The organism is Rhodococcus sp. Eu-32 (assembly GCF_003336925.1).
Lineage (GTDB): Bacteria > Actinomycetota > Actinomycetes > Mycobacteriales > Mycobacteriaceae > Rhodococcoides > Rhodococcoides kyotonensis_B.
The window spans coordinates 25,108-38,714 of sequence record NZ_QGNK01000034.1; the positions used below are offsets into that span (position 1 = coordinate 25,108).

A 13,607-nucleotide genomic window follows, 5' to 3' on the forward strand; every position below is an offset into this window, starting at 1 on the left:
GTGACAGCCGGAGCCTTCAGGAGCCGCCGCTCAGCTGGGACCGAGCTCCTCACGCAACTGAGTCAACGTTCGAGCCAGGATGCGGGACACGTGCATCTGCGAGATACCCATGCGCTCGGCGATCTGCGTCTGCGTCATGGACCCGAAGAACCGGAGGATCACGATCTGACGCTCACGCTCGGGAAGCTTCTCGAGTGCCGGTCGGACGGTGAGGTAACTTTCCATCTTCTCCAGCTCGGGGTCGTCCTCGCCGAGAGTGTCCATCAGCGGAAGCCGATCGTCGCTGACGACCGAATCCACCGAGACCGTCTGGTATGCACTGCGCGCCAACAGAGCCTGCGAGGCCTCCTTGACGTCGATGCCCAGCTCGGCCGCGATTTCACTCGCCGTCGGGGCACGTCCCAGCTTCTGGGAGAGCGTTCCCACCGCGCCGGAAATCATGGAGTTCAGTTCTTTCATGCGGCGCGGAACACGCACCGACCATCCCGCGTCGCGAAAATAGCGACGAGCCTCGCCCATGATCGTCGGGACGGCGAACGACACGAAGTCCGAACCGCGTTCGATGTCGAATCGATCGACGGCGTTGACCAAGCCGAGCCGTGCGACCTGCAGAAGATCCTCGTGCGCTTCCCCGCGTCCGCCGAATCGACGGGCGATGTGTTCGGCCAGAGGTAGACACCGGGTGATGATGCGATCCCGCAGCACCTGTCGCTGCGGTGAATCCTTGTCGAGCGCCTGCATCTCCTGGATGAGGGGCACGACTTCTTTGTAGTCGTCCGACTGACGCCGACCGGACTTCTCGTACGGCGCAGGCACTAGATGGTGCTCCTCCGCTTGATCACGTCGACGGCGACGACGTGTCCTCCGTCGACATCGTCGACGGTCAGCGCGATGGAATCCGTCAGAGTCTGCAGGACGTGCCAGCCGAAGCTGTCCTGCTTCGGTAGCTTGCCGGTCTGCACGGTCGACGTCGTGGCGATACGGATGCCGCTGTCACCGACGACGAACGAACACGACAGCTCGGCCCCGAGCACCGCACCGGCGATCAGTTCCGAGCAGACCTCGTCGACGACCAGCTTGATGTCGGCGATGTCGTCGAGCGTGAAGTCCGACAGGACCGCAAGGGTTTCGGCAACGGCACGAACGACGGGAAGCTGCGCGGCGTCGGCGATCACCCGCAATTCGACCGGTGCGCCGGAATCTCGTTCCAGCTCTTCGATCTTGCCGACGCCAGTCATCCGCGCTCCCTATCAGTTGTTTCGCATGTACTCAGACCGAGGTCGAACTCCATTTCGACCGGACCAAGGATACCCAGGCATTCGCAGTTCAATCCCGCGCGGCTCTGCGGTCCGCTCGCGCGACGACGGCAGAAGCGGGCGAACAGGCGCAAAACGTCCCCGTCCCAACCGGGGGGAGGCGTGGACGGGGACATCCGCGACCGTGACCCGGGGCAGGTACGCGGACGCTGGTGCCCCAGAGTAGTCCTGCCCCCAGGGGCGGACGAACCCGATTCGATAACGAAACTCTTGTCGACCGGACGGCACGCGGCCGTACGAGGTGACGGCGGGCTCCCGTACTGGCACGATCGAGAGGTGGACTACACGGAGCGATTGCGGGAACTGGCGGGGCGATGCGGCATCGGAGCGTCCTACCGAGGATGGGACGACGTCGAACATTCGGTATCCGACGCGACACTCCGCGCGATCCTCGAAGCCAGGGGCATCGCGGCGACAGACGAGGACGACGTCGCGCGCTCGCTGGACGATCTCGACACCGCCCCGTGGCGTCGCATGTTGCCACCCGTTCTCGTCACGATCGCGGGAACGGCGGCTCGCGTCGAAGTGCATGTGCCGCACGGGGATCCGCTGTCGGTGCATCTCGTCACCGAGACAGGGGTCCGTGTCGAGCTCGAACAACTCGGAGTATGGGTCGATCCACGTGAGGTCGACGGCACACTCGTCGGCCGGGCCACGTTCGAGATCCCCGCATACATCCCAGCCGGTTGGCATACGATCACGGCTGCGAGCGACCCTGGGAACGGCGAGGTGACGACGTCGCAGTGCCCGCTCGCCGTGACACCCGAGCGCTCGACGGCCAACGACGCGATCACCGATCGTCAGCGATACGGTCTTCTCGCGCAACTGTATTCGCTGCGATCGAACCGCTCGTGGGGAGTCGGCGACTATGCCGACCTGGCCGACACCGCATCGATCGCGGGGCGAATCCACGGGTTCGATTACCTCCTCGTCAACCCCCTGCATGCGGGGCGTCCGAATCCGCCCGTCGAGGCGTCTCCGTACCTGCCGTCCACGCGACGGTTCTTCGACCCCATGTACATCAGGGTCGAGGACATCGAGGAGACCGCGTATCTGTCGCCCGAGAAGTACGCCAAGGTGCGGAGGTCGGCGTCGGAATTCACCAAGGCGAACAAGCGAATTCGACGCATCGACCGCGACCCGTCGTTCCGTGCGAAACTCGGTGCGCTCGAACGTGTTCATCGTGTCGAGCGGTCGGCGTCACGCCAGGCGGCATTCGAGTCGTTCTGCGAGCGCGAGGGGTCCGGTCTCGAAGACTTCGCGCTCTGGTGTGCCCTCGCGGAGAAACACGGTCCGAACAGCAAGATCTGGCGTGACAGTGCAGCCCACCCGCGGACCGACCACGCGACGGCCCAGCGCACGAAACTGGCCGACCGGATCCACTTTCACATGTGGCTGCAATGGATTTGCGACGAACAGCTGAGCCGCGCGCAGCGCGCCGCGCTCGACTCGGGCATGGATATCGGCGTCGTCCACGACTTGGCCGTCGGCGTGCATCGACACGGAGCCGACGCCTGGACGCTCGGTGACGCCTTGACGTCCGGGGTCACCGTGGGAGCGCCGCCGGACAACTTCAATCAGCAGGGCCAGAACTGGAATCAGCCTCCGTGGAACCCGGATCGGTTGCGCGAACTCGGATATGCGCCGTATCGAGACATGCTGCGCACCGTGCTCCGGCATGCAGGCGGCGTTCGCGTCGACCACATTCTCGGTCTGTTCCGCCTGTGGTGGATTCCCGAGGGATCGACGTCGGCTGCCGACGGCGCATACGTCACCTACGACCACGAGGCACTCATCGGAATCCTCATCCTGGAAGCGGAACGTGCCGGTGCCGTCGTGGTGGGTGAGGATCTCGGGGTCTTCGAACCGCTCGTGCAGGAGTACCTCGGAGGCCGCGGACTGTTCGGCACGTCGATCCTGTGGTTCGAGAACGACGAAGGAACGCCCATTCCGCCGGAGGATTACCGACGCCTGTGCTTGACGTCGGTCACCACCCACGACCTGCCGCCGACGGCCGGATACCTGCGCGGCGAACACATCGCGCTCAGATCACGGCTGGGGCTTCTCGAACGCGACCTCGACGAGGAGACCGCCCGGGACACCGCGGCTCGCGAGGCAGTCCTCGACCTCGCGCGACATCGAGGACTGCTCGCCGACGACGCGTCCGAGCAGGAGACGATCGAGGCGTTGCACCGTCTCGTCCGGCTCAGTCCGTCGGTGCTGATCGGTGTCGCACTCGTGGACGCCGTCGGCGAGAACCGCATTCAGAATCAACCGGGAACGGACGAAACCCAGTACGAGAACTGGAAGGTCCCTCTCGCCGACGACAAGAAGAAGGCCGTCTGGGTCGACGACCTCGTCGATCATCCGAGGTTGGTGTCTTTGGTCGAGGCGCTTCGCACCCGTGCGTGAACAGTCGGACCCTGGGCCAACTATCCGCGCACGGGTCGCGTAGCGGCATACTCGAACGATGGGACGCATCACGACGCGACGGCCAGTAGTACGCATCCGCGGGATACACGAGACCAGCCGTCCCGACACGCTGGTCGTCGAAGAACCCCTCGAGATCCGCGTCGACGGGAACCCGTTGGCCGTCACGATGCGCACGCCGGGCCACGATGTCGAACTCGCCCACGGATTTCTGCTCACCGAGGGCGTCATCGGCAGCCGCGACGACATCGCGATCGCCCGGTACTGCGACGGCGTCGACGACGAGGGACAGAACACCTACAACGTTCTCGATATCACGCTCGCCGACGGGGTCGCACCACCCCAGCCGGGCGTCGAACGCAACTTCTACACGACGTCGTCGTGCGGCGTGTGTGGCAAGGCATCGTTGGATGCCGTTCGACTGAAATCGGTTCACTCCCCCGCGTCCGACGACGTGCGGGTCAAGGCGTCGGTGCTGACGACCATGCCGACGACGTTGCGTGACGCCCAGAAGGTGTTCGAATCGACGGGCGGACTGCACGCTGCAGCGCTGTTCGACCGCGACGGCCGGATGCTGGTGGTCCGCGAGGACGTCGGGAGGCACAACGCCGTCGACAAGGTGGTCGGCTGGGCGGTCGGCGAAGGCCGGGTGCCGCTACGAGGAACGGTTCTGATGGTCAGCGGACGAGCCTCCTTCGAGCTCGCACAGAAGGCCGTCATGGCCGGGATACCGGTGCTCGCTGCGGTGTCGGCGCCCTCGTCGCTCGCCGTCGACCTGGCCGAAGAGTCCGGACTCACCGTCGTGGGGTTCCTCCGCGGCGAGAACATGAACATCTACTCGCGCGCCGACCGCATCGAACGCTGAACAGACGACGAGACCCGGCCGTCCGTGGACGACCGGGTCTCGGGGTGTAGGTGACTACGCCGACTTGTCGCGACGCTCACGCTCCGGCTTGCGCGGAACGATCGTCGGGAGGACGTTGTCGTTGACGGTCTCCGACGTGACGACGACCTTCGCGACATCGTCACGGCTCGGGATGTCGAACATCACCGGATTGAGCACTTCCTCGAGGATCGCCCGCAGGCCACGAGCGCCGGTGCCGCGGAGAATTGCCTGGTCGGCGATCGCTTCCAACGCATCCTTGGTGAACTCCAGCTCGACGTTGTCCATCTCGAACAACCGGCTGTACTGCTTCACGAGCGCGTTCTTCGGCTCCGACAGGATCGTGACCAACGAGTCCTTGTCGAGATTGGTGACCGACGCGACGACCGGCAGACGCCCGATGAACTCCGGAATCAGACCGAACTTGATCAGATCCTCGGGCATGACCTCGGCGAAGTGGTCCTGCGTGTCGATCTCGGCCTTGGACCGGACCTCGGCACCGAAGCCGAGGCCGCGCTTCCCGACGCGGTCCGACACGATCTTCTCGAGGCCGGCGAACGCTCCGGCCACGATGAAGAGGACGTTGGTCGTGTCGATCTGGATGAATTCCTGGTGCGGGTGCTTGCGTCCACCCTGAGGCGGAACGCTGGCCTGCGTACCTTCGAGGATCTTCAGCAGCGCCTGCTGCACGCCTTCGCCGGAGACATCACGCGTGATCGACGGGTTCTCGCTCTTGCGGGCGATCTTGTCGACCTCGTCGATGTAGATGATGCCGGTCTCGGCGCGCTTGACGTCGTAGTCGGCAGCCTGGATCAGCTTCAGCAGGATGTTCTCGACGTCCTCACCGACGTACCCCGCCTCGGTGAGCGCGGTGGCGTCGGCGATCGCGAACGGCACGTTCAGCATCTTGGCGAGGGTCTGCGCCAGGTACGTCTTGCCGCAGCCCGTCGGGCCGAGCATCAGAATGTTGGACTTGGCCAGTTCGACGCTCTCGCCGCGCGTGTCACGAGCCTTGTCGCCGGCCTGGATGCGCTTGTAGTGGTTGTAGACGGCCACGGCAAGCGTGCGCTTGGCGGTGTCCTGGCCGATCACGTAGTTCTCGAGAAAATCCCGAATCTCGGAGGGCTTCGGCAGGTCGTCGAGCTTGACCTCGCTCGACTCCGCGAGCTCCTCCTCGATGATCTCGTTGCACAGGTCGATGCACTCGTCGCAGATGTACACACCCGGCCCCGCAATGAGCTTCTTCACCTGCTTCTGGCTCTTACCGCAGAAAGAGCATTTCAGCAGATCGCCACCGTCACCGATGCGTGCCATTCGGAGGTTCCTACTTCCTTGTCCGCGTTCGACCGGCGAACACCCCTACCGGGTACTGCGCCGGCCGTGTGCAACTTCTCGATCCACAGCGTTCGAGCGATGACACGATGAGCCATAGCTTTCGAGCCCTGATGCGACCGTACCCGTGTTCGTCGAACATGGGCGAGTTGTTTCCGGTGATTCGCCGACGAATCCGAGAAGTACTCGGTTCGAACGACGCCACCTCTTCACTGCCATACCGACCATCGAATCGCGGGCCCCCGACTGTTACGTCGACCCGGCCTGCGATGTGTGCGGTGCCGAGTGGAACGAGCTCTACTCCACTCGGCACGCGCAACGGTCTTCGCGAAGATACCTGTTCGGTACTACTTCTGTGCCGACAACTTGCGGTAATCGAACACGGTGTCGATGATTCCGTATTCCTTCGCCTGCTCGGCGGTGAGGATCTTGTCGCGATCGGTGTCCTTGCGGATGACGTCGGGATCCTTACCGGTGTGGCGGCCGAGCGTCGTCTCCATCAAGCGACGCATGCGCTCGATCTCGGCGGCCTGGATCTCGAGGTCCGAGACCTGACCCTGAATTCCACCACTGGCGGGCTGGTGAATCAGCACGCGGGCGTTGGGCAGTGCGGCACGCTTGCCCGGCGTTCCCGCTGCCAGCAGAACTGCCGCTGCCGACGCCGCCTGGCCGAGGCACACCGTCGCGACGTCTGCTCGGACGTACTGCATGGTGTCGTAGATTGCCATCAGCGACGTGAACGATCCACCCGGCGAGTTGATGTACATCGTGATGTCGCGGTCGGGATCGAGCCCCTCGAGCACGAGCAGCTGCGCCATGATGTCGTTGGCCGACGCGTCGTCGACCTGGACACCGAGGAAGATGATGCGCTCCTCGAACAGCTTGTTGTACGGGTTGGACTCCTTGACGCCGTAGCTGGAGTGCTCGACGAAGGACGGCAGGATGTACCGCGAGGACGGCATCTGATTCGGGTCGAACAAGTTTGTCATCGTTTCTCCATGAAGTGAGTGATCGTGAGGGACGAGCGGCTCCTGATCAGGAGCCGGTGCCGCCTGCCTGCCGCGCGCGCGAGATGACGTGGTCCACGAAGCCGTACTCCTTGGCCGCTTCTGCGGTGAACCAGCGGTCACGATCGGAGTCCGCGGTGATCTGCTCGACGGTCTGTCCGGTGTGCTGAGCGATCAGCTCGGCCATTTCCCGCTTCGTGTGAGCGAACTGCTCCGCCATGATGGCGATGTCACTGGCGCTACCACCGATGCCCGCCGACGGCTGGTGCATCATGATGCGGGCGTGCGGAAGGGCGTAGCGCTTGCCCTTCGTGCCTGCCGACAACAGGAACTGGCCCATCGAGGCCGCGAGTCCCATGCCGTAGGTGGCAACGTCGCATTCGGCGAATTCCATCGTGTCGAAGATGGCCATACCCGCGGTGACCGAACCACCGGGAGAGTTGATGTAGAGCGAGATGTCGCGGGTGGGATCCTCGGCCGACAGAAGAAGGATCTGTGCGCAGAGCTTGTTGGCGATGTCATCGTCGACCTGAGTACCGAGGAAGATGATGCGCTCGCGAAGCAGGCGCTCGTACACGGAGTCACTGAGATTCAGGCCGGAAGAGGCCGAAGTCATGACGGGACTCTGCTGGTGCGAAGCCGCCGGATTCTGAACAGTCACGGTACCTGCCTTTTCCATACGATCGTTGGTTCCTGATACAGACACTAACGAAAGACGGCGGCCCCGGAGTCCCGGAACCGCCGTCGTTCGCTGTCAGCGTTACTTCTCTTGTTCACCCTCGGAAGAATCGCCTGTTGCAGGCTCTTCCGCTTCCGCGGGGCTCCCGAAGAGCTCGGAGGTGTCGATGTCCGCACCGGCAGTGTCGGTCACCTTGACGCGGTCGACGACCGACGCGAGGGCCTTGCCGCGACGCACGTCCGCGAAGACTGCGCCCAGCTGGTTGGCCTGCTGCACCTGCTGGATGAACTGCTCGGGCGACATGCCGTAGCGCTGCGCCTGGAAGATGATCCGCTCGGTGAGCTCGTCCTGGCCGACCTCGGTCTTCTCGGCTTCGGCGATGGCGTCGAGCAGCAGCTGGGTGCGGACCGACTTCTCGGCCGTCTCCTTGACGTCCTTGTCGAACTCTTCACGGCTCGATCCCTGCGACTCGAGCAGCTCGGCGAGCTTGGCCTCGTCGTGGTCGAGACCGTGGATGGCCTCGTGGACCTGGTTGTCGACCTCGGCCTTGACGACGGCCTCGGGCACCGGAACCTCGACGGTCTCGAGCAGCGTCTCGAGCACCTTGTCGCGGATCTGACCGGCCTGCTCGACCTTCTTCACGCGCTCGACGCGCGTCTTCAGGTCGGCGAGGAGCTCGTCGAGCGTGTCGAACTCGCTGGCGAGCTGAGCGAACTCGTCGTCGGCCTCGGGGAGCTCGCGCTCCTTGACCGACACGACCTTGACGGTGACGACGGCTTCCTTGCCTGCGTAATCGCCTGCGACGAGGGTCGACGTGAAGTCCTTGGACTCGCCTGCTGCGACACCGACGATGGCGTCGTCGAGGCCCTCGATCAGCTGACCCGAGCCCACCTCGTGGGACAGGCCCTCGGCCGACGCCTCTTCGACGGTCTCACCTTCGACGGTGGCCGACAGGTCGATCGACACGAAGTCACCGGTCTGGACCGCACGCTCGACGCCCGTCAGGGTGCCGAAACGCTGACGCAGCGACTGCAGCTGCTCGTCGACGGCCTCGTCGGTGATCTCGAGCGGGTCGACGGTGACGCTGATGGTCGAGTAGTCCGGAAGCGTGATCTCGGGGCGAATGTCGACCTCGGCGGTGAACGTGAGTTCTTCGCCGTCCTCGATCTTGGTGATCTCGATCTCGGGCTGGCCGATGACCTTGATCTCCTCGGCCGTCACGGCCTCCGAGTAGCGAGCCGGGAGAGCGTCGTTGACGACCTGCTCGAGCACGGCGCCACGGCCGACGCGTGCTTCGAGAAGCTTCGCCGGAGCCTTGCCCGGGCGGAATCCGGGGAGACGGATCTGCTGCGCGAGTGCCTTGTATGCGCGGTCGAAATCAGGCTTGAGCTCCTCGAAGGGCACCTCAACGTTGATACGGACTCGCGTCGGGCTGAGCTGCTCGACGGTGCTCTTCACGGGACATGCTCCTTCTGGTGGTCTTGCCTCTGCTGTCGGACCGGCTCACCGTCGACGGCGAACCGTTCACGCGGACGCCGCTGGATCCGTTCGGACCCCGCGGCCTTCTGTCGGGGTGACAGGAATTGAACCTGCGACCCTCCGCTCCCAAAGCGGATGCGCTACCAAGCTGCGCCACACCCCGTCGTACTGCTCCGCACGCTGCGGCTTCCCGCACGACAACGGAAACCTCGTGCGAACACCGTCCAACCTACAGGCACCATTGAACAGCAGACGTCGGCGGTACCCCACACAGGGCCACCGTTTCCGTCTCGACAGACTCTACATGCAGGCGGTTTGTAATCTCGAAGCCGCATTATGTAGAGTTTCGAATCGCAAGCAACGGGGATCACCGATGCACCGACTGCTCGCACGCCGATGTAGCTCAATGGTAGAGCCCCTGTCTTCCAAACAGGCTACGCGAGTTCGATTCTCGTCATCGGCTCATCGAAAGGCCCGGCCCGCACCTGCGGACCGGGCCTTTTTCGTTACCCTCCTGCCGGCATCGAAGCACCATCCATGCCGCCCAGCGGCTGTGGTGTGCCATCGATGCCGGGCCAGGCCTAGATTCGGACGCCGTCGTACAGCGCCCGCCCCACCGCCTCGTCGCCGACGACGTCCAGAGTCTCGAACGGCCGGCGGCGCCACACCGTCAGCAACAGGTCCTGCGCCGATCCTCGCAGTGCCACATCCCCGTTGCGATGCTCACGAGTGACGGCAACGGCGTCTCCGGTGAAGTCGACGAACAGCTCCATGTCCGTTCCGTCGTCGGTGTGCAGATGAATCGTGCGCCCGCGCAGGTCCGGCACACGCTCCAGCGGCACACGCGTCAGGAACGCCTCCGCCCATTCGGCGACGCCGTCGGCGGCCCCGGCAGGGTCGGCCGCGTCGGGCTCCGCTCCCCCGCGCGCGTGCACGGCGTCCTGCGCGTCGAAGCGGTGGACGGTCACCTCGTGCAGCTGCCGACGAATCCAGTAATCGGCCGTCCCCTCGCCTGCCCACGTCGCCACCGGCTGCTGCAAGTCGACGCGTCGGAAGTCGTCGAGCATCGCCGCAGCAGCCTCGGCGTAGTCGTCGAGCACCGCCGGCCCACGTTCCGGTTTGTCTACTGCTGCAACGACTTTCGCCATGCCGTCGGCCGCAGGCGCGGACAGTGCCGCGCGCGCCATGCGGTGGACGAAGGTCACATGCCTGACCAGTTTCTCGACGGTCCAATCCGGCATCGACGGGACCGGTGCGCTCGCGTCGTCCAAGGACAGTGACCCCATGCGGGTGCATTCGGCGGCAAGTAGATCCAACTGTTGATCAGGTGTCATACCGGCGATCCTGACATCGTCATGTCACCGGAGCGAGGATATCCGCCGCGTAAACTCGATAGTGTCCGATTTGTCCGACGGGGTCGCGGTGATCGTCCGCCCCCGGAAGAATCCCCGGAAGGGGTCACAGTGGAAGCATTGTTACTCGTCGTCATCGTCGTCGCGGCAGTCGTGTATCTGGTCATGCGCAGCCAGAAGAACTCCGCAGCCCGGACGGCGAGCACGCTGGAAGATGCGAAGGCGGATGCGCGACAGTCGATCGAACGTCTCGGCGGCCAGATCTACAACCTCACCGGCACCGACACCGCGTCGAAGCAGGCTCTGGCCGACGCGTCGGAACGCAACATCGCCGCAGGATCTCAGATCGATCAGGCGAAGACCGTCGAACAGGCTCGTCTGGCGAAGCAGACCGCACTCGAGGGCCTGTACTACATCCGTGCGGCACGGCTCGCGATGGGCATGGACCCCGGACCCGAAATTCAAGGCATCGACGGTCAGCGCTCCGCAGGCCAGGTCACCGAGGATCGCAAGGTCGACTTCGAAGGCAGGCAGGTCGAGGCGTCACCGAACCCGTCCGACCGGACACCGAACTACTACCCCGGAGGCAAGGTCGCAGGTCGCCCGGTACCGGCGGGCTGGTACTCCGAGCCCTGGTGGAAGCCCGCGCTCGTCGCAGGCGCCTGGGGCGTCGGTTCGATGTTCCTGTTCTCCGCGATGTTCTCGGGCATGGCCGGAGTCGGATACGGCGAACAGGATTTCGCGAGCGGAGCCGGCGACGGGTCCGAAGGCGGCGGAGACTTCGGCGGTGACTACGGCGACGGCGGAGGCGACTTCGGTGACGGCGGTGGTGATTTCGGCGGTGGTGATTTCGGCGGCGGGGACTTCGGTGGAGGCGACTTCGGCGGCTTCTGACGAAGCGGAGCTAGTTGGCTTGACAGACCGGACACCAGAACAAGTTTCGCCCCTGCATCACCGAATGCAGAATTTCGGTTCCACAGTTTCGACACGGACGCCCCGCCCTGCGATACACGTAGGTGCGGGGCCGTTTCGGTCCGTAGCCCGCTTCCCCGTGATCGTCCTCGGGACGGATCGTGATGATCTTTCCGCGTCGCACACCGATTTTCATCAAGTCGACGAGGTCGATCCAGAGCGCGTCCCATTCGGACCGGTCGACGTCCTTCCCCGGCCGCATCGGGTTGATCTCGTGACGGAACAGGATCTCGGCCCGGTAGACGTTTCCGACGCCTGCGAGAACCTTCTGATCCATCAACAAGCCGCCGATGGCGGTGCGGGACTTGGAAATTCGAGCCCACGCTTTGTCGGGATCGGCATCCTTTCTGATCGGGTCGGGCCCGAGTCGAGCTTTCAGGTTCTCGACCTGCTGCTCGGTGTAGATCTCGCAGGCCGTCGGACCACGGAGGTCGGTTCCGTACTCGTCGCCCACCATCCGCATTCGGACTGCACCGACCGGATCGGCAAGCGGCACAGCATGTTCGGTGAACTTGCCGTACAAGCCGAGGTGGATGTGCACGATCAGATCGGACTCGTAGTGGTGCAGCAGATGCTTGCCCCAGGCCTCGGCCTTCTCGAGCACGAGTCCGTCGACGAGCGCGGCCCCGGAGGTGAACCGTCCCTGAGGACTGCTCACCGCGACCGGTGCCCCGCCGAACCGTCGTCCATGCAACCGCGCCAGGCGGTGCAGGGTATGCCCTTCCGGCACAGTTACGCAGGCGTCGACGAACCGTCGAACTTCTGGCCGCCGGGCACGTCGGGAGCGTCACCCGAGCGCTCGTACTCGGACAGGATGTCGATGCGTCGTTGGTGACGCTCCTCGCCGGAGAACGGAGTACCGAGGAACGCGTCGACGATCGCGAGGGCCTCCGGCAACGTGTGCATGCGTCCGCCGATGCCGATCAGCTGGGCGTCGTTGTGCTCGCGGGCGAGTGTGGCCGTCTCGACGCTCCACGCCAGCGCGCAGCGAGCGCCGGGAACCTTGTTCGCGGCGATCTGCTCGCCGTTGCCGGAACCACCGAGCACCAAGCCGCGGCTGCCGGGATCGGCCACCACGCGGCGGGCTGCGTCGATGCAGAACGCCGGGTAGTCGTCGACGGGGTCGTATTCGAAAGCACCACAATCGACGGGCTCGTGCCCGGTCTTCGTCAGGTGTTCGATGATCTGGTTCTTGAACTCGAGTCCGGCATGGTCGGCACCCAGGTATACGCGCATGCCTAGAGTCTGACAGGTGGATGTGCGCGCGGGGAACGCGGTCGCCGGAGTGGACGGCGCCAAGGGTGAGTGGGTGGTCGCCCGGTACGACGGGCGACGCGTCGAGTGGTCCGTGGCCGCCGACGTGGACGAGGTTCTGCGCGCGACGGAAGACTGTTCGGCCGTGGGTGTGGACATGCCGTTGTCGATGCCCGAGAAGGGCTACCGCGTAAGCGAATCCGGGGCAAGAGCATTCCTCGGGCCGGCGCGTTCGTCGATCTTTCACACGCCGGTGCGCGCCGTCCTCGACACCGATTCGTACGAGAACGCGTGCGCAATCTCTCGGTCCCTCACAGGCAAGGCGATCAGCAAGCAGACGTGGTACCTGATGGCCGGGGTGCGGGCGTGGAATGCAGCGACTTTCGACGTCGAACGCGTCGTCGAGGTGCATCCCGAGTGCGCGTTTCGGATGATGGCGCCGGACACGGTGTTCGTGTCGAAGAAGTCGGCACGCGGAGCGGGACAGAGACTGGCCGCCCTCGGAACCTGGCTTGATCTCCGAGAACTGGCCGCCGGTCTCGCGCAGCTGCCCGTCGGTCCCGTCGTCGACGACGCCGTGGACGCAGCGGCGGCCGCGTGGTCGGCGTGGCGGTTCAGCCGCGGCGAGCACCGGGTGTTCGGAACCGTCGATGCGACGGATCGCATCGTCGCTTGACAGCGCTCGTGCGTGCGAATGTAGGCGGTCTCAAGCGGTCATCGCAACGAGCGTCTTGTCGTATGCCTTCAGAGGAGTATCCCATCCGAGGGTCCTACGAGGACGGTTGTTGAGTAGGTCCTCGACCTCGGCGAGCCGTTCCGGGGAGTGAACGGACAGATCGGTGCCTTTGGGAAAGTACTGACGAAGCAGTCCGTTGGTGTTCTCGTTGGTGCCACGTTGCCACG

General features: G+C 64.7%; 13 protein-coding genes, 2 tRNA genes and 1 pseudogene. 5 read left to right on the forward strand and 11 right to left on the reverse strand.

Annotation, left to right across the window (positions count from 1 at the left end; all coding sequences use genetic code 11):
* Positions 1–30: 30 nt before the first annotated feature.
* Together DK926_RS25400 and DK926_RS25405 are read right to left on the reverse strand one after the other, a co-directional pair.
* Complete coding sequence (locus DK926_RS25400) at positions 31–816, reverse strand: SigB/SigF/SigG family RNA polymerase sigma factor (protein ID WP_068423763.1); 786 nt, start codon at positions 814–816, stop codon at positions 31–33.
* Positions 816–1,238, reverse strand: a complete 423-nt coding sequence (locus DK926_RS25405) for an ATP-binding protein (protein ID WP_114332706.1) — start codon at positions 1,236–1,238, stop codon at positions 816–818. The genes DK926_RS25400 and DK926_RS25405 overlap by 1 nt, the downstream gene beginning before the upstream one ends.
* Positions 1,239–1,592: 354 nt before the next feature.
* Between DK926_RS25405 and malQ the strand changes: the two genes are divergently transcribed.
* Together malQ and fdhD are read left to right on the forward strand one after the other, a co-directional pair.
* Positions 1,593–3,728 carry a 4-alpha-glucanotransferase gene (gene malQ / locus DK926_RS25410; RefSeq protein ID WP_114332714.1) on the forward strand — a complete coding sequence of 712 codons (2,136 nt, stop codon included), beginning with the start codon at positions 1,593–1,595 and terminating at the stop codon, positions 3,726–3,728.
* A gap of 58 nt (positions 3,729–3,786) precedes the next feature.
* Entirely contained in the window at positions 3,787–4,611 is an 825-nt protein-coding gene (fdhD, locus tag DK926_RS25415) for a formate dehydrogenase accessory sulfurtransferase FdhD (protein WP_114332707.1), read from the forward strand.
* A 54-nt stretch (positions 4,612–4,665) separates the two neighbouring features.
* Here fdhD and clpX read toward each other — a convergent pair whose 3' ends face one another.
* From clpX to DK926_RS25440, 5 genes are all read right to left on the reverse strand, one after another.
* Positions 4,666–5,943, reverse strand: coding sequence for an ATP-dependent Clp protease ATP-binding subunit ClpX (gene clpX / locus DK926_RS25420; protein ID WP_114332708.1), 1,278 nt, complete (start codon positions 5,941–5,943; stop codon positions 4,666–4,668).
* Between the two features lie 365 nt (positions 5,944–6,308).
* A complete protein-coding gene (locus DK926_RS25425; protein ID WP_068423770.1) occupies positions 6,309–6,950 on the reverse strand; it encodes an ATP-dependent Clp protease proteolytic subunit in 642 nt (213 codons plus the stop codon).
* 46 nt (positions 6,951–6,996) lie between these two features.
* On the reverse strand, positions 6,997–7,647 hold the full coding sequence (locus tag DK926_RS25430; RefSeq protein ID WP_084423645.1) for an ATP-dependent Clp protease proteolytic subunit: 651 nt from the start codon (positions 7,645–7,647) through the stop codon (positions 6,997–6,999).
* A gap of 81 nt (positions 7,648–7,728) precedes the next feature.
* A complete protein-coding gene (gene tig / locus DK926_RS25435) occupies positions 7,729–9,105 on the reverse strand; it encodes a trigger factor (RefSeq protein ID WP_114332709.1) in 1,377 nt (458 codons plus the stop codon).
* A 110-nt stretch (positions 9,106–9,215) separates the two neighbouring features.
* A tRNA-Pro gene (locus DK926_RS25440) sits at positions 9,216–9,289 on the reverse strand.
* A 229-nt stretch (positions 9,290–9,518) separates the two neighbouring features.
* Here DK926_RS25440 and DK926_RS25445 point away from each other — a divergent pair.
* A tRNA-Gly gene (locus DK926_RS25445) sits at positions 9,519–9,589 on the forward strand.
* 118 nt (positions 9,590–9,707) lie between these two features.
* Here DK926_RS25445 and DK926_RS25450 read toward each other — a convergent pair.
* Positions 9,708–10,460 carry a maleylpyruvate isomerase N-terminal domain-containing protein gene (locus tag DK926_RS25450; RefSeq protein ID WP_114332710.1) on the reverse strand — a complete coding sequence of 251 codons (753 nt, stop codon included), beginning with the start codon at positions 10,458–10,460 and terminating at the stop codon, positions 9,708–9,710.
* A 183-nt stretch (positions 10,461–10,643) separates the two neighbouring features.
* Between DK926_RS25450 and DK926_RS25455 the strand changes: the two genes are divergently transcribed.
* Entirely contained in the window at positions 10,644–11,372 is a 729-nt protein-coding gene (locus DK926_RS25455; RefSeq protein ID WP_068423853.1) for a hypothetical protein, read from the forward strand.
* A 10-nt stretch (positions 11,373–11,382) separates the two neighbouring features.
* Here DK926_RS25455 and DK926_RS25460 read toward each other — a convergent pair whose 3' ends face one another.
* Positions 11,383–12,180, reverse strand: coding sequence for a DNA-formamidopyrimidine glycosylase family protein (locus tag DK926_RS25460; RefSeq protein ID WP_114332711.1), 798 nt, complete (start codon positions 12,178–12,180; stop codon positions 11,383–11,385).
* Positions 12,181–12,182: 2 nt separating this feature from the next.
* Positions 12,183–12,686, reverse strand: coding sequence for a ribose-5-phosphate isomerase (locus DK926_RS25465; protein WP_068423778.1), 504 nt, complete (start codon positions 12,684–12,686; stop codon positions 12,183–12,185).
* A gap of 16 nt (positions 12,687–12,702) precedes the next feature.
* Between DK926_RS25465 and DK926_RS25470 the strand changes: the two genes are divergently transcribed.
* Positions 12,703–13,380: a DUF429 domain-containing protein gene (locus DK926_RS25470; protein ID WP_243637021.1), complete on the forward strand. Its 678-nt coding sequence runs from the start codon at positions 12,703–12,705 to the stop codon at positions 13,378–13,380.
* Positions 13,381–13,410: 30 nt separating this feature from the next.
* Here the strand turns inward: DK926_RS25470 and DK926_RS25475 are convergent.
* A pseudogene (locus DK926_RS25475) lies at positions 13,411–13,607 on the reverse strand (IS30 family transposase); the annotation flags it as partial.